Annotated in this window: 12 protein-coding genes; 7 read left to right on the top strand and 5 right to left on the bottom strand. The window is 69.2% G+C overall.

Annotated features, from left to right (window positions below; all coding sequences use genetic code 11):
* The first annotated feature begins 37 nt into the window (after positions 1-37).
* On the top strand, positions 38-775 hold the full coding sequence (zipA, locus tag HDC36_RS05340) for a cell division protein ZipA (RefSeq protein WP_179565045.1): 738 nt from the start codon (positions 38-40) through the stop codon (positions 773-775).
* 198 nt (positions 776-973) lie between these two features.
* On the opposite strand, the gene HDC36_RS05335 is transcribed toward zipA, so the two are convergent.
* Complete coding sequence (locus tag HDC36_RS05335; RefSeq protein WP_179565043.1) at positions 974-2,098, bottom strand: pyridoxal phosphate-dependent aminotransferase; 1,125 nt, start codon at positions 2,096-2,098, stop codon at positions 974-976.
* A gap of 330 nt (positions 2,099-2,428) precedes the next feature.
* On the opposite strand from HDC36_RS05335, the gene ligA reads away from it, so the two are divergent.
* The 5 genes from ligA to gyrA all read left to right on the top strand — a co-directional run bounded on the left by ligA (position 2,429) and on the right by gyrA (position 11,028).
* Positions 2,429-4,945 (top strand): NAD-dependent DNA ligase LigA, encoded by a 2,517-nt coding sequence (ligA, locus tag HDC36_RS05330; RefSeq protein ID WP_179565041.1) that lies wholly within the window; start codon positions 2,429-2,431, stop codon positions 4,943-4,945.
* Positions 4,946-4,985: 40 nt separating this feature from the next.
* Entirely contained in the window at positions 4,986-5,945 is a 960-nt protein-coding gene (gene epmA / locus HDC36_RS05325) for an EF-P lysine aminoacylase EpmA (RefSeq protein ID WP_179565039.1), read from the top strand.
* A 139-nt stretch (positions 5,946-6,084) separates the two neighbouring features.
* The gene (locus tag HDC36_RS05320) at positions 6,085-6,792 is read left to right on the top strand and encodes a DUF3011 domain-containing protein (protein ID WP_179565037.1); all 708 of its coding nucleotides are present in this window, start codon (positions 6,085-6,087) and stop codon (positions 6,790-6,792) included.
* Between the two features lie 119 nt (positions 6,793-6,911).
* The gene (gene mtnA / locus HDC36_RS05315) at positions 6,912-7,976 is read left to right on the top strand and encodes an S-methyl-5-thioribose-1-phosphate isomerase (protein WP_179565035.1); all 1,065 of its coding nucleotides are present in this window, start codon (positions 6,912-6,914) and stop codon (positions 7,974-7,976) included.
* 211 nt (positions 7,977-8,187) lie between these two features.
* A complete protein-coding gene (gyrA, locus tag HDC36_RS05310; RefSeq protein ID WP_179565033.1) occupies positions 8,188-11,028 on the top strand; it encodes a DNA gyrase subunit A in 2,841 nt (946 codons plus the stop codon).
* A 416-nt stretch (positions 11,029-11,444) separates the two neighbouring features.
* Here gyrA and HDC36_RS05305 read toward each other — a convergent pair whose 3' ends face one another.
* Positions 11,445-12,323 carry an AraC family transcriptional regulator gene (locus tag HDC36_RS05305; RefSeq protein ID WP_179565032.1) on the bottom strand — a complete coding sequence of 293 codons (879 nt, stop codon included), beginning with the start codon at positions 12,321-12,323 and terminating at the stop codon, positions 11,445-11,447.
* 635 nt (positions 12,324-12,958) lie between these two features.
* The gene (locus tag HDC36_RS05300; RefSeq protein ID WP_179565031.1) at positions 12,959-13,813 is read right to left on the bottom strand and encodes a hypothetical protein; all 855 of its coding nucleotides are present in this window, start codon (positions 13,811-13,813) and stop codon (positions 12,959-12,961) included.
* 143 nt (positions 13,814-13,956) lie between these two features.
* Between HDC36_RS05300 and HDC36_RS05295 the strand changes: the two genes are divergently transcribed.
* Positions 13,957-14,364, top strand: coding sequence for a hypothetical protein (locus HDC36_RS05295; protein ID WP_179565030.1), 408 nt, complete (start codon positions 13,957-13,959; stop codon positions 14,362-14,364).
* 348 nt (positions 14,365-14,712) lie between these two features.
* Here the strand turns inward: HDC36_RS05295 and HDC36_RS05290 are convergent, their stop codons facing one another.
* Together HDC36_RS05290 and HDC36_RS05285 are read right to left on the bottom strand one after the other, a co-directional pair.
* Positions 14,713-15,105: a DUF3037 domain-containing protein gene (locus HDC36_RS05290; RefSeq protein WP_179565029.1), complete on the bottom strand. Its 393-nt coding sequence runs from the start codon at positions 15,103-15,105 to the stop codon at positions 14,713-14,715.
* Positions 15,083-15,859, bottom strand: a complete 777-nt coding sequence (locus HDC36_RS05285) for a HipA family kinase (RefSeq protein ID WP_179565028.1) — start codon at positions 15,857-15,859, stop codon at positions 15,083-15,085. Before HDC36_RS05285 ends, HDC36_RS05290 begins: the two co-directional genes overlap by 23 nt.
* Positions 15,860-15,936: the final 77 nt, after the last annotated feature.

Raw genomic sequence — 15,936 nt, 5'->3', positions numbered from 1 at the left:
TCTTCCCCCTACGCACCCCTGCCGGAGTAACCCCCGAATGTCCGACATGGCAATGCTGCGCATCGGCATCCTCGCCGCCGGTCTGTTGCTGATCGCGGCGATCTTCCTGTTCGGCCGCCCGAAGAAACCGACCCAGGGCCGGCGCGTGGAGCCGGCCGACCCGGCCGCACCGCGCCGCGAACCTTCGCTCGGCGATGCCGCAGCGCCCGCCGACGGCGACGCGATCGCCGCGCCCGACCAGGACGGCGCCCTCGGCCAACCCGAACTGGGCCTGTCCGCCGCCGAGGCGGCCAACGCCGAACTCGGCAAGCGGCCGAGCCAGGACTTCGACAAGATCGTCTCGCTGTACGTCGCCGCGCGCGCCGGCCAGGTGCTGCGCGGCGAGGACATCGTCGTCGCCGCCGAGAAGACCGGGCTGGTGTTCGGCCACATGAGCGTGTTCCATCGCCTGGTCGAAGGCCATCCCGAGCGCGGCCCGATCTTCAGCATGGCCAGCATCATGAAGCCGGGCAGTTTCGACATGGCCCACATCCGCGAGATGGAGACCCCGGCGATCGCGTTCTTCCTGACCCTGCCGGCGCCGCTGACCGCGCTCGACGCGTGGGAAAAGATGCTGCCGACCGTGCAGCGCATGGGCGAACTGCTCGACGGCGTAGTCCTGGACGACAGCCGCAACGCCCTCGGCCGCCAGCGCATCGCCCACATCCGCGACGAACTGCGCGCCTACGACCGGCAGCACCAGGCGCCCCCGTTGACGAAGGCGCCACGCTGGTAAGTGTGGCGCCGGGATTGGGGATTCGGGATTGGGGATTCGTAACAGCGAATCCGCTGCGCCTTCCCTTCTCCCATCGGGAGAAGGTGCCCCGAAGGGGCGGATGAGGGTACGGGGGCCGATGAGGTTACGGGCCGATGAGGTAAGCGGCGAAGCCAGCTTTTACGAATCCCCAATCCCGACTCCCCAATCCCAAGCGCGCTACTTGCGCGCTTTCAACACCGCCTCACGAAACCGCAGCATCTCCGCCTCGGTGCCGACGGTGACGCGCACCAGCTTCGGCCAGATCGGCCAGCTGCGGCCGATCATCACGCCCTGCTTGGCCATCGCCGCGGCGAACGCCTTGCCGTCGCGCTTGACGTCGACCATTAAGCAGTTGGCCTGCGACGGCAGGCACTTGTAGCCCTTGCTCTGCAGCCAGGCGATGGTCTCGTTGCGGATCCGCGCGTTCTCCGCGCGCCGTGCCGGCACCAGTTGCACGTCGCGCAGGCTGGCGATGCCGGCGGCCACCGCGGGGATCGCCACCGGGTTCTCGCCGAACGCAGCCAGCTTGGTCAGCAGTCCCGGCGAGGCCACCGCCAGGCCCAGGCGCAGCCCGGCCATGCCGTACAGCTTGGAGAAGGTGCGCAGCACCAGCAGGTCCTGGCGCTGGCCGATCAGGTCGATCACCGAGGGCTGCTCGCTGTAGTGGATGTAGGCCTCGTCGACCAGCAGGACGCTGGAAGCGGGCTTATTGGCCAGCAGCCATTCGATGTCGGCGCGCGCGGTGATCGAGCCGGTCGGATTGTTCGGGTTGCACAGGTAGATCAGCCCGGCGTTCGGATCGGCGCTGGCCATCGCCTTGACGTCGTGCCCGCCGTCGGCGCGCAGCGGCACCCGCCGCACCGGCGCGCCGTGCGCGGCGGCGACATCGGCGACCGCTTCGAAGGTCGGATCGGCCACCACCACGCCGGCGCGGGCCGAGGTGAACGCACGCGCGGCGCGGTTGAGCGGGTCGCTGGAGCCGGGATAGACCGCGACGTGATCGCTGGGCAATTGCTGCTCGCCGGCGAACAGCGCGATCAGGTCGTTCTGCAGTTCGAACAGGTAGCGGCCGGCGCGCGGCAGGATCGCCTGCGCCGCATCCAGCGCGGCCGGCGCCGGACCCAGCGGACATTCGTTGAAGTTCAGATAGACCGGGCCGACCGCCGGCGCCACGCCGGGCGTCGCGACCGCAGCCGCCTTGCGCTTTGCCGCTTCCGCAGCGGGCGCCAGGCCCAGTGCGCCGACCGCCAGGCCCGAGGTGGCGAGGGAAAGGAAGGAACGGCGCGAAACCGGTAGCGACACGGGCACTCTCCAGCGAAACGTCAGGGCGGGGAGGCAAACCTAATGTTTCCTTAACGTTTCGGCAAGTTTTCTGAATCGTGGGAAAACAGGGAATCGGGAAAGGGGAGTGGGGAATCGGAAAAGCGAGGCGCTGCGATCGGAGCGTCCGCTGAGCCCCTCTCCCCTCGGGAGAGGGGTTGGGGTGAGGGTGCGTCCGCTGCGCTACCGGTCCCCCATCTTCAGAGCCCGAATCCGAATCCCTAACTCCAATCCCGGCCTCACCCGCATTTCCCCTTGCCAGGCACGCAGTTACTATCGCCTCCCTCTCCGTCACCAGGTCCCCGGCCGCGCATGACCGCCACGCCCGATCTCCAGCAGCGCGCCGCCGACTTGCGCCAGCGCATCGAAGACGCCAACGACCGCTACTACGTGCACGACGATCCGTCGATCACCGATGCCGAGTACGACGCGTTGATGCGCGAGCTGGAGGCGCTGGAAGCCGAGCACCCGCAGCTGGCGCGCGACGACTCGCCGACCCGCACCGTCGGCGCGCGGCCGGATGGCGGCTTCCCGGAAGTGCGGCATGCGATCCCGATGCTGTCGCTGGCCAACGCGTTCGAGACGCCGGGCGTGGCCGAGGATGCCGACGACCGCGAGCGCTTCGCCGAAGTCGCCGATTTCGAGCGGCGCATCGAGCGCGCACTGGACCTGGCCGCGCCGGTGTTCTCGGTCGAGCCGAAGCTGGACGGCCTGGCGATCAGCCTGCGCTACGAGGACGGCGTGTTCGTGCAGGGCGCCACCCGCGGCGACGGCAGCACCGGCGAGGACGTCACCGCCAACCTGCGCCAGGTGCGCTCGGTACCGTTGAAGCTGCGCGACCTGGGCACGCCGTTTCCGGCGGTGCTCGAGGTGCGCGGCGAGATCTACATGCCGCGCGCGGCGTTCGCCGCCTGGAACGCCAAGGCGCTGGAACGCAACGAGAAACTGCTCGCCAATCCGCGCAACGGCGCCGCCGGTTCGCTGCGCCAGCTCGATCCGGCGGTCACCCGGCGGCGGCCGCTGGCGTTCTTCGCCTATTCGGTCGGCGAGGTGCGCGGCCCGGAACTGCCCGAGACCCATTCGCAGACCCTGGCCCTGTTGCGCCGCTATGGCTTCCCGGTGGCGCCCGAGGTCGCGACGGCAACCGGCTTCGACGGCCTGATCGCGTACTTCCGCCGCATCGGCGCCAAGCGCGACGCGCTGCCGTACGACATCGACGGCGTGGTCTACAAGCTCGACGACTACGACCAGCAGGCGGCGATGGGCTTCGTCTCGCGCGCGCCGCGCTGGGCGCTGGCGCACAAGTTCCCGGCGCAGGAACAGTCCACCGTGCTGCGCGCGATCGAAGTGCAGATCGGCCGCACCGGCGCGGTCACCCCGGTGGCGCGGCTGGAACCGGTGCAGGTCGCCGGGGTCACCGTCACCAACGCGACCTTGCACAACGCCGACCAGATCGCGCGGCTGGATGCGCGCGAAGGCGACACCGTGATCGTGCGCCGCGCCGGCGACGTGATTCCCGAAGTGGTGCGGGTCATCGAAGAACGCCGTCCCGCCGGCACGCTGCCGTGGACGATGCCGGCCACGTGCCCGGTGTGCGGCTCGGAGCTGGTCAAGGAAGAGGACGCGGTGGCCTGGCGCTGCAGCGGCGGTCTGGCATGCGCGGCGCAGCGCAAGGAGGCCGTGCGCCATTTCGCCTCGCGCCGGGCCATGGACATCGAGGGCCTGGGCGATCGCCAGGCCGATGCCCTGGTCGAATTCGGTTTCGTGCAGTCGCTGGCAGATCTGTATGCGCTGAGCGTCGAAGACCTGGTGCGGATGAAGGCGGCGCTGGATGCGGCGACCGCCGCCGACCTGGTGCAGGCCGTGAACGACAGCAAGGGCGCGCTGATGCTCGATGCGCGGGCGCAGGCGCTGCTGGCGCAGGGATCCCCGGACTGGAAGCGCGCCGACTTCCTGCGCGCGCACCTGAGCGTGGATCTGGGCGGCAAGCTGGCGACGAAATGGGCGGAGAACCTGGTCGCCGGGATCGCCGCCAGCCGCGACACCACATTGCCGCGCTTCCTGTTCGCGCTGGGCATCCCGCACCTGGGCGAGACCACCGCCAAGGCGCTCGCGCACTGGCTGGGATCGCTGGACTTCGTGCGCAGCACGCCGGCGGTGCTGTTGCAGGCGCTGCCCGATATCGGCGGCGAGGTCGCGCGATCGATCGCGACCTTCTTCGAGCAACCCGGCAACGCGGCCGTGGTGGATGCGCTGGTCCAGGCCGGCATCCGCTTCGCCGACGAGGGCGCGCCGCCGGCGGAACTGCGCGAGCGGCTCGACCTGGCGCACCTGCTGACCACGCTGCCGGTGGACAAGCTCGGCGGCAAGAGCGCGCAACGGCTGGCCGCGACCTACGGCACGCTCGATGCGCTACTGCGCGCCAACGAAAGCGGCTGGACCGGCGCCGGGCTGTCGGCGGCGGGCGCGGCCAATCTCGCCGCCTATCTGGCCGATGACGCGCGGCTGCAGGCGTTGCACGCCGCCGACGCGGCGATGCGGCGCCTGCTCGACGCGGCGCCGGCGCAGGCCGTGCGCCGCGCCGCGCCGCTGGACGGGCAGACCGTGGTGCTGACCGGCACCCTGCAGCAACTCAGCCGCGATGCGGCCAAGGCGCGCCTGGAAGCGCTGGGCGCGAAGGTCGCCGGCAGCGTGTCGAAGAAGACCAGCTTCGTCGTCGCCGGCGCCGAGGCCGGTTCCAAGCTGGACAAGGCGCAGGAACTGGGCGTTGCGGTGTGGGACGAGGCGCAGTTGCTGGCCTTGCTCGGCGAACACGAGGGGCAGGGGTGAGCCGGCTTCCGGGCGCGACGCACCCGATCGGATCGCCGCGATGAGCGAGGCTGTGGACATCGCCGCGCTGCGCCTGCGCGCCGCGCTCAACGCGCGCATCCGCGCCTTCTTCGCCGCGCGCGACGTGCTCGAGGTGGAGACCCCGATGCTGTCGGCGGCCGGCAACACCGAACCCAACATCGACAGTTTCCAGACCCGCTTCAGCGGCCATGTCGATGCCGGCCCCGCGCTGCGCTGGCTGCGCACCTCGCCGGAGTATCCGCTCAAGCGCCTGCTGGCCGCCGGCGTCGGCGATTGCTACGAACTCGGCCGGGTGTTCCGCAACGGCGAGGCCGGCGGCCGCCACAATCCCGAATTCACCATGCTCGAGTGGTACCGGGTCGGCTGGAATCATCTGCAGCTGGTGGACGAGAGCGTGGCGCTGATGCGCGAGGCGCTGGCGCTGGTCGCGCGCACGGCGACGCTGCAGGTCGTCACCTATCGGCAACTGTTCCTGGATACGCTGGGCATCGATCCATTGCTGGCGCCGCTCGATGCGCTGCAGCAGCCATTGCGCGACATCCGCATCGACGCTGCAGGGCTGACCCGCGACGACTGGCTCGACCTGCTGATGACGCATCGCCTGCAAGCGGCGTTTCCGGCCGACCGCATCACCGTGGTCCACGACTGGCCGGCCACGCAGTGCGCGCTGGCGCGCGTCCGCGACGAACAACCGCCGGTGGCCGAACGCTTCGAACTGTACCTGGGCGGCTACGAGCTGGCCAACGGCTACCACGAACTCAACGACGCGGCCGAGCAGCGACGCCGCTTCCTGCGCGATCACGCGCTGCGCCGCGAGCGCGGCGCGCAACTGCCGCCGCTGGACGAGCGTCTGCTGCAGGCCTTGCCGGCGCTGCCCGATTGCGCCGGCGTCGCGGTCGGCGTGGATCGCCTGCTGATGGCGATGCGCGGCACCGCGTCGATCGGCGATGTGCTCGCGTACGATTTCGCGCGAGCCTGAACCGTGCGTCGTTCATGTAGCATCTTCTTGCTTTGTCGACATCGATGATGGTTTGATCCAGCCCAGCATGCGGTCGATGCGCGATATCGGTGGAGTGGTCTTCGTTGTTCAGGTTCCACGCATAGGGGCAGAGCCAAGCATGAAGTGGTCGTACGGGCTCGGTAGCTGGTGTTGGCTGGGGTTGGCGGTATCGGCGTGTCCGGCGAAGGCGTTCGCGCAGGCGCCGGACGGTTACGATGCCGCGGTGGTGCGGTGCGAATCGCGCGACATGAGTTGGGTGCATTGCCCGATGCCGACCGAACAGGGCGTGGAATTGATCCGGCAATTGTCCGACAACGACTGCATCCGCGGCAGCGAATGGGGCTCGGACGGCACCGGGGTGTGGGTGACGCTGGGCTGCCGCGCCGAATTCCGTTCCAATCCGCCCGAGCCTACGCGCAGCGCGATGCGCCGCGTGCTGCGCTGCGAATCCGACGGCCGGGTCGAGAGCTGCCCGGTGATGCTGCGCGGCGCGCCGGTACGGCTGATGCGCCAGCTGTCCTCGGTGCCGTGCCGCGAGGAGCGCAGCTGGGGCGTGCGCCGCAACGAGATCTGGGTGTCGCGCGGTTGCCGCGGCGAGTTCGAGATCGGCGCCAGCGACGGGTCCGGCTTCCCGGTCGGCGCACGTCCGGTGCTGTGCGAATCCAAGGGCCGCTCGCGGCGCCGCTGCGGGGTCAGCATCCACAACAGCGTGCAGCTGCGCCGGCAGCTGTCCGGCACCGCCTGCGTGCAGGACGACAGCTGGGGCTGGGACCGCGACGGCATCTGGGTGGACAAGGGCTGTCGCGCGGAATTCAGCGTCAACTGAGCATCGCAGCCACCGCGCGCCGACACTGCGCCGAGCGCCAGGGCAGGGCCCATGGCAACCGCACGCAGCGCCGCTTCTGCGAATCCCCAATCCCCAATCCCCGCCGTTAAAATAGCCGGATGAACGCCGACCTCGATATCGATTACGCCCGCTACGACCATATCCGTCCGATCCTGTGGACCGGCGAGGCGCTGGAGCTGCTGGACCAGCGCAAGCTGCCGTTCGTGGTCGAGCACGTGCAATGCACCGACAGCGACCAGGTCGCCGACGCGATCCACAGCCTGGCGGTGCGCGGTGCGCCGGCGATCGGCATCGCCGCCGGCTGGGGCGTGGTGCTGGCCGCGCGCGACGTGCAGGCCGACGACGGCGCACAGGCGCTGGCCAAGCTGGAACCGGCGCTGCAGCGGCTCAATGCGGCGCGGCCGACCGCGGTGAACCTGGCCTGGGCGCTGATGCGCATGCGCAAGGCGCTGGCCGCGGCCGGCGCCGACTGGCGCGAGGCGATCGCACGCCAGGCGCAGGCGATCGCCGAGGAAGACCTGGCCGCCAACCGCCACATGGGCGCGCTCGGCGCGGGCCTGATCGCGCCCGGCAGCGGCGTGCTGACCCATTGCAACACCGGCTCGCTGGCCACCGCCGGCTTCGGCACCGCGCTGGGCGTGATCCGCGCCGGCATGGCCCAGGGCCGCATCGCCAAGGTGTTCGCCGGCGAGACCCGGCCGTGGCTGCAGGGCGCGCGGCTGACCGTGTGGGAACTGCAGCAGGACGGCATCGACGCGACCCTGATCGCCGATTCGGCCGCGGCGCACCTGATGAAGACCGGCGCGGTGCAGTGGGTGATCGTCGGTGCCGACCGCATCTGCGCCAATGGCGACACCGCCAACAAGATCGGCACCTACCAGCTGGCGATCGCCGCGCGCCACCACGGCGTCAGGTTCATGGTGGTGGCGCCGTGGTCCACCGTGGACATGGACACCGCCGACGGCGCGCAGATCGAGATCGAGCAGCGCGACCCGGGCGAGCTGTTCGGCGTGGGCGGGGTGCGTACCGTGGCCGAGGGCATCGCCGCCTGGAACCCGGTGTTCGACGTGACCCCGGCCGAGTTGATCGATGCCATCGTCACCGAACGCGGGGTGATCGAACGGCCGGATCCCGAGCGCATGCGCGCCGCGTTCGGCGGCTGAGCCGCGGCAACCGCGCCAGCCGCCCTGCACGGCCCCGCAAATCCACGCAAGTGCTTGTTCGGGCCGGCAAAAACCGGGCATTCGCGCGCCCGTCATGATAGAATCCGGCGGTTCGATCGACCGCTGCGCGCCGTAGATTTTCGGTGCCGGCAGGCCCGCTTGCCGCGGGCCGGCGTCCTGGTCGATTAGCCACCAGACTTACGGAACCCGAATGGCAGAATCCGCCAAGGAAATCATCCAGGTCAACCTGGAAGACGAGATGCGCAAGAGCTACCTCGATTACGCGATGAGCGTGATCGTGGGGCGTGCCCTCCCGGATGCGCGCGACGGCCTCAAGCCGGTGCATCGCCGCGTGTTGTTCGCGATGAACGAACTGGGCGCGCACAGCAACAAGCCCTACTACAAGTCGGCGCGTATCGTCGGCGACGTCATCGGCAAGTACCACCCGCACGGCGACCAGTCGGTGTACGACACGCTGGTGCGCATGGCGCAGCCGTTCTCGCTGCGCTACCTGATGGTGGACGGGCAGGGCAACTTCGGTTCGGTCGACGGCGACTCCGCGGCGGCGATGCGTTACACCGAGGCGCGCATGTCGCGGCTCGCCCACGAGATGATGGCCGACATCGACAAGGAAACCGTCGATTTCCAGCCCAACTACGACGAGAAGGAACTGGAGCCGACGGTCATGCCGACCCGGTTCCCCAGCCTGCTGGTCAACGGTTCGGCCGGCATCGCGGTGGGCATGGCGACCAACATCCCGCCGCACAACCTGACCGAATCGATCAACGCCTGCCTGGCGCTGATCGACAATCCGCAGATCGACGTCGACGGGCTGATGGAATACATCCCCGGCCCGGATTTCCCCACCGCCGGCATCGTCAACGGCACCAGCGGCATCGTCGCCGGCTACCGCACCGGCCGCGGCCGCGTGCGCATGCGCGCCAAGGCCGAGATCGAGATCCAGGACAACGGCCGCGAGGCGATCGTGGTCAACGAGATCCCGTACCAGGTCAACAAGGCGCGGCTGATCGAGAAGATCGCCGAGCTGGTCAAGGAAAAGAAGCTCGAAGGCATCAGCGAACTGCGCGACGAGTCCGACAAGGACGGCATGCGCATCTACATCGAGATCAAGCGCGGCGAAGCCGCCGATGTGGTGCTGAACAACCTGTACCAGCAGACCCAGATGGAGTCGGTGTTCGGCATCAACATGGTGGCGCTGGTCGATGGCCGCCCGCAGCTGATGAACCTCAAGCAGATGCTGGAGGCGTTCGTCCGCCACCGCCGCGAAGTGGTCACCCGCCGCACCATCTTCGAACTGCGCAAGGCGCGCGCCCGCGCGCACATCCTCGAAGGCCTGACCGTCGCGCTCGCCAACATCGACGAGATGATCGAGCTGATCAAGACCTCGGCCAACCCGACCGAGGCGCGCGAGCGCATGCTGGCCAGGCGCTGGGACGCGGGCCTGGTCGGCGCGCTGCTCGGCGCGGCCGGTGCCGATGCCTCGCAGCCGGAAGACCTGCCGGCCGGCGTCGGCCTGCTCGCCGACGGCTACCAGCTGACCGAAGTGCAGGCCTCGCAGATCCTGGAAATGCGCCTGCACCGCCTGACCGGGCTGGAGCAGGAGCGCCTGACCGAGGAATACAAGCAACTGCTGGAAGCGATCGCCGGGCTGATCCGGATCCTGGAAAACCCCGACGTGCTGCTGCAGGTGATCCGCGAGGAGCTGATCAGCATCCGCGAGGAATACGGCGATGCGCGCCGCACCGAGATCCGCCACAGCGAGGAAGATCTCGACATCCTCGACCTGATCGCGCCGGAAGACGTGGTGGTGACGCTGTCGCATGCCGGCTACGCCAAGCGCCAGCCGGTCAGCGCGTACCGCGCGCAGCGCCGCGGCGGCCGCGGCCGCAGCGCCGCGGCGACCAAGGAAGAGGATTTCATCGACCAGCTGTGGCTGGTCAACACCCACGACACGCTGCTGACCTTCACCAGCAGCGGCAAGGTGTTCGCGCTGCCGGTGTACCAGTTGCCGGAGGCCGGCCCGAACGCGCGCGGCCGCCCGATCATCAACTGGATCCCGCTGGAGAACGGCGAGCGCGTGCAGGCGGTGCTGCCGGTGCGCGACTATGCCGGCGGCCGCTACGTGTTCTTCGCCACCCGCAACGGCATGGTCAAGAAGACCCCGCTCAGCGACTTCGCGTTCCAGCGCAAGGCCGGCAAGATCGCGATCAACCTCGACGAGGGCGATGCCCTGGTCGGCGTGGGCCTGACCGACGGCGAGCGCGATGTGCTGCTGTTCGCCTCCAACGGCAAGACCGTGCGCTTCTCCGAACGGCCCAAGGACGACGAGGCCGAGGACGGCACCATCGACGAGGGCACGGGCGAGGACAACGGCGACGATGAGATCGCGCTGGCCGAGGCCGTCGAGGACGGCGACGACGCGCGCAGCCCGCGCCGCAAGAGCCGCGGCGGGGTCAAGCCGACCGGGCGCAGCAGCCGCGGCGTGCGCGGCATCCGCCTGGCCAAGAGCGAGTACGTGGTCAGCCTGATCGTGGCCGAGCCGGCCGTGGGCCAGGACGAGGATGCCGAGGACGTCGAGACGGCGCCGGAGACGGAGGCCGACGTCGATGCCGAGGTCGCGGTGCGCAACGGCGACGAGCCCGATGCCTACATCCTCACCGCCACCGAGAACGGCTACGGCAAGCGCACTCCGCTGGCCGAGTACCCGCGCAAGGGCCGCGGCACGCAGGGCGTGATCGGCATCCAGACCAGCGAGCGCAACGGCAAGCTGGTCGGCGCGGTGCTGCTGAGCACCAAGGACGAGGTGCTGCTGATCTCCGATGGCGGCACCCTGGTGCGCACCCGCGCCTCGGAAATCTCGCGCGTCGGCCGCAACACCCAGGGCGTGACCCTGATCCGCCTGTCCAAGGGCGAGAAGCTGCAGGCGGTGGAGCGCCTGGACGGTTCGCTGGTCGAGGAAGAGCCGGCCGAGCCGATCGTGGGCGAAGGCGGCAGCGCCGAGATCGCCAGCGAGTTGCCGCCGGAAAGCTGATCGCGCATGCTGGAGGTATACGACGACGCCGGCGCAATGCCGGCGTCGTCGTTTCTGGCGCGGGCAGGGCGCGGCATGACGACGTCGCCGATGCAATGCAGGCACGCACGCCATGCGCGGCTTCTTCCGCACCTCATCCGCGCCTTCAGGACGAAAAGGCGGCCATGGTCCCGACGGGAGAAGGAAACGGCCGCGGCGCGCTTTAGCCCCTCTCCCCCCGGGAGAGGGGTTGGGGTGAGGGTACGGCGCGAAGCGGCTCGTGGATTTGGGTACAGGAGGCTGCGCCCGTACCCTCTCCGGCCCTGCGTGCCGTGCCACCTTCCCCCGACGGGAGAAGGGATCGGCCGCTGATCGATCGCCGAACGTGGAGCGCAGCCCGCACCACCAAGGGTTCGGTTCTGGTCACCACCGGCAGGTCAGGCCTCCACAGGGACATGGAAGTCGATGAAGGACCCTGGCTTGTGCGGATCGAAGCGGCCGTCGTAGAGCTCAAAGTCGGGACCATCGACGACCCTTAAGCCCGAGGCCGGGATTAGCTCGCCCCAGATGGATGCCAGCGCCTGTTTGACTTGCGGGTGCAGCGCCGTGCCATTGAGTGCGATGCGGAATACTGCGTAGGTCGCGGCCGGGATCTGCATCGTCGAAAAGTTGGTTGGCGGCACGCAGGCGGATTCGACGCCGACGCCCGCCATGTACTGAAAGCAGCCCTCAGCCTTGTCGACGACGGAGACGACGCCGTAGGTCGCCCAGCTCTGAACCTGGCCCGCGAATGGCAGCGCACCGATCAACGCCGACCACAACTGCGGGATCTCCGCCTTGCTGGCCTCGTCGAACTGGCGCGCGGGTCCGGCGACGCGGAAAGCCGGCATCGCTACGAGCTCGGGCAAGCGAAAGACGGATGTGTTGTGGGCGGAAGGGAGGTGCATGGGATATTGGCCTTCGATGGGTTCGACCGCAAATCCGCTGCGGAACCGGCCAGGAGAGACGCCGAACAGGCGCTTGAACGCGCGCGTGAACGCCTCCTGAGATTCGAATCCGCAGTCGAACGCAAGGTCGACGAGCTTCAGATAAGGCTCATCGCAGAGCCGTCGTGCCCCGCGCACGAGTCTGCGGCCGCGCACGTGGGCCATCACGCTGCGGCCCATGCGCGCGGTGAACAGCCGCGAGAAGTGATACGGCGACAAGCCAGCCCGTGCTGCGACCTGTTCCAGAGTCAGCGACTGGTCGAGATGCTGCTCTATCCAGGCGACGACGCTCGAGAGCGGGTCGAGGACGAGTGGTGTCGTGCTGTTCATGGCCGCATCGTGTCAAAGTGAGGGCGCAGCGTCTTGACCGAATTTGCTGCGCGGAAGAGACGACCAATCACGGCTGCCCGCATAACCAAGAGCTGCCGCCCGCCACTACCCGTGGCCGGTGGCCGAAATCCAATCTCCGGGTCCTGAAACCACTAGTTGGTCAAGATGGGGCGGGCGTTGGCTTACGGCCTGTCGCGGCTGGCCGGTTTGCTCGGCCTGGTACTGGGCCAGCCAGCGATGCACGGCGCATCGACCAAATCCAGATCGCGGCATACCTGGCCCACGCTCACGCCTTGGTCCCGCATCATCTGCACCGCCTACTACAGCTTGAAGGCGGTATCGAAGGTTCTATGCGGGCGGGATGTCATGTCGTGCTCGGTCCTCGTTGGCGATGATCATCCCCTATCGAGGTGTCCACGAGAATTAGACCAGGACAAAGGAACGGCCGATTAGCCCTCTCCCACCGGGAGAGGGGTTGGGGTGAGGGTACAGCGCGAAGCGACTCGCAATGATCGATTGCATGAGGCTTCGCCCATACCCTCATCCGCCCTGCGGGGCACCTTCCCCCGAAAAGGGGGGCATGGTCCCGATGGGAAAAGGGAACGGCCGCACATGCATGGCACTGCGGCCGCCAACTACTCCAACTGCTCGCGCGCGAACGCCGCGTCCAGCGCTTCCATCGCGTCGCGCGGCTTGAGCTTGGCGGCTTTTTCGAACGCGCCGGCGGCCGCGTCCTCGTGCTTGTCGCCGTGCAGCAGCAACAGCACGTTGGCGTATTCGACATGCGCGATCGGCGCATCCGGCGTCAGCTTCAGCGCTTGCTGGATATGCTGCTCGGCGGTCGCGGCCTTGGCGCCGTAGGTGAGTCCGCCGATCATCGCGCCGACCTTGCCGATGATTTCGGCGTGGTACAGCGCCAGCGCCATGTGCGCCTCGGCGTGCTTGGGCTCCAGTTCCAGCGCGGCCTCCAGCGATTGCCGCACCTTGCCGGCGATGCCTTGCTTGAGCGCCTTGACGATGCTCAGCCCCTGGCTGTAACGGCCCAGCGCGAACGCGTGGCGATAGTGGCTGTTGGCCTCGTCCGGCAGCACGGCGATCGCCGCTTCGGCCAGCGTCGCGGCCTGCTGCAGGCGTTGCAGCTTTTCCTTGTCGTCGTCGACCAGGTAGCTGGCGTGGATGCCCAGCGCCTTGACCGCGACCGAGGCGCCGAACACGCCCAGCGCCTGCCCGGCGCTGTAGGCCTGCTGGAACTGGCCCTGGTGGAAGGCGCGCCAGGCCTCGATCAGCGCTGCTGACAGCGTCTGCGCATCGTGGCCCTTGCCGGCCTTGCCGGCGGCAGCGAGCAGCGCCTGCGCGCGGGCCGGGTCCGGGTACGGCTCGCGGTCGCCGGCGTGCAGCTTGGGCCAGGCTTTCTTCAGCGCCTCGCCCGGGTAGGCGTAGGCGTTGGCGTCGTACGGAAACGGCGCCCATGCGGTCGGTTTTGCTGCCATGCCTGGCCTCCCTGGAGTTCGCGCCGAGCATGGCGCCGCGATGGCTGGCTGGCAAGCTGCACTGCGGATAGTGTGTTTGCTCAAGCCGCTGCCGCCAGCATGCGTCGCATCGGTGCCGCTGTCGGCATCCAAGGAGACCTGCGATGGCGACCAAGAAGCGTTCCACCTCTGCACCCCGATCCGAGACCCTGGCGCCGCGGCACCTGTGGCTGGCCGGCCTGGGCCTGGTGTCGCTGACCCGCAAGCGTGCGCTGGCCGCGGCCGCCGATGCCGCCAGCGGCGCGACCACGTTGAAGGCGCTGGTGGCGCAGCTGGCCGACGGCGCCGAAAGCAGCGTGCGCGAGGGTGCCGCGGCGCTGCGCGGCCAGGTGCAACCGTTGAGCGCCGAGGTCGAGGCGCGGCTGCAGCCGGTGCTGGTCAAGCTGGGTCTGCAGCCCAGGCCACGCGCCACGCCGCGCAAACGTGCGGCGGCGACCAAGACGGCGAAGCGGGCGACGAAGAAGACCGCTGCGCCACGCCGCGCGGCGAAGCGCAGCGCACGCTCGCCATAACAGCGCACGGCATCGTTGCCGGATGTGGGGCGCGTTGGGTGCGGGCACGGCGATCCGCGTGCCGAGTGCTGGATTCTGTCGCGGCTGAAGCCGCTCCTACAGGGGCGTGCGGCAGGTCTGCCGGGTGCACTGTGGGAGGGAGGTCGGTCCCGACTGTGACCGGAGCCGGGAAGATCCGCCGCTGTGCCGGTCGCGGCTGGCGCCGCGCTTGAAAGGACGGTTGCGTGCCGGATGGAAGGCGAGTCTACAGAGGGGCGCCGCGAGCTGCTTGAACGCGGTGCGGTAGCAACAGGGCTATGCGGTCGATCCGCCAATGTGCCGATGGAGGCTGACCACCACGTCGGCGAGCTAGCGCGGCGTCCTGACCATGCGTTCGAGCAGATGCTCGACCACGCGCTCGGGCTGGGTGGTGCGACCGACGTGCGCCGAGGACATCTGGATGATGGAGCTGCGCCGCGCGGTCAGCCAGTGGAAGCGCGCGCGCGGCGGCAGCAGTGCGATCGGGCCGGCATCGGCGTCGCCGCGGCAGATCGCCGGGATCGCGTCCAGGTACGGACGCAGGCGTTCGATGTCCAGGGTCGGGTCCAGCGCGTGCAGCCGTGCCGGCGCCAGTTCGATCGCCGCATGCAGCAGCTTGGAGGTCGGGCACGACACGATCACCCCGACGTTGACGAATTCCTCGCGCTCCACCCGCGGCACCACGCGGATGACCGCGTAGTCATACGTGTGCAGCGTGGGCACGGAGCGCCTCCTCGACGAACGCCGCGCGCAGTACCAGCCGCTGTTTGAGGTAATCGGCATAGGCCTGGCGATGCGCGTCCACGCTCGCGAAGCTGGCTTCGGCCTGCAGCCATGCGTCCGGGATCTGCGCCACGATCGCGTCGATGACCGCATCGGTCAGCCGCGGCGCCAGTTCCGTGTCGGCCTGGGCGATGGCGCTGGCGTAGGGCAGCAGCACGTGGTCGCGGATGCGCGCGAACGGCGAGGCGCAGGCGCTGCCGGCGTGTTCCCAGTCGTGATGGAAATACAGCGCCGCGCCGTGGTCGATCAGCATCAGCTTGCCGTGCCAGACCATCAGGTTGGTGTTGCGCGCGGTGCGGTCGACATTGGTGACGAAGGCGTCGAACCAGACGATCGCCGAGGCCAGCGCCGGGTCCGGGCGCAAGGCGGCCGGGTCGTAGTTGATCGCGCCGGGCAGGTAGTCCAGCGCCAGGTTCAAGCCCTCGCTGGCGCGGATCAGGTCCTGGATTTCCGGATCCGGCTCGGTGCGCGCGAACTCGCGGTCGAGCAGCGCGAACACCAGTTCCGGCATCGGCAGGCCCAGCGCACGCGCCAGTTCGCCGCCCAGCAGTTCGGCGATCAACGCCTTCGGGCCTTGGCCGGCGCCGCGGAACTTCAGCACGTACAGGCCGTCGTCGTCGGCCTCGACCACCGCCGGCAGCGAGCCGCCTTCGCGCAGTGGGGTCACGTAGCGGGTGGCGACGACGGTTCTCACGCGGATTCCGGGCGGCGAGGGCAGGGCGGCAAGCCTAGCCGATGCCGGCCGCGCTTGGCGAATCGATGCGCGGCGCA

The organism is Xanthomonas sp. JAI131 (assembly GCF_013410075.1).
Classification (GTDB): Bacteria; Pseudomonadota; Gammaproteobacteria; order Xanthomonadales; family Xanthomonadaceae; genus Xanthomonas_A; species Xanthomonas_A bonasiae.
Note: the sequence above shows the minus strand (reverse complement) of the source record. Positions and strands in the feature narration are given on the sequence as shown.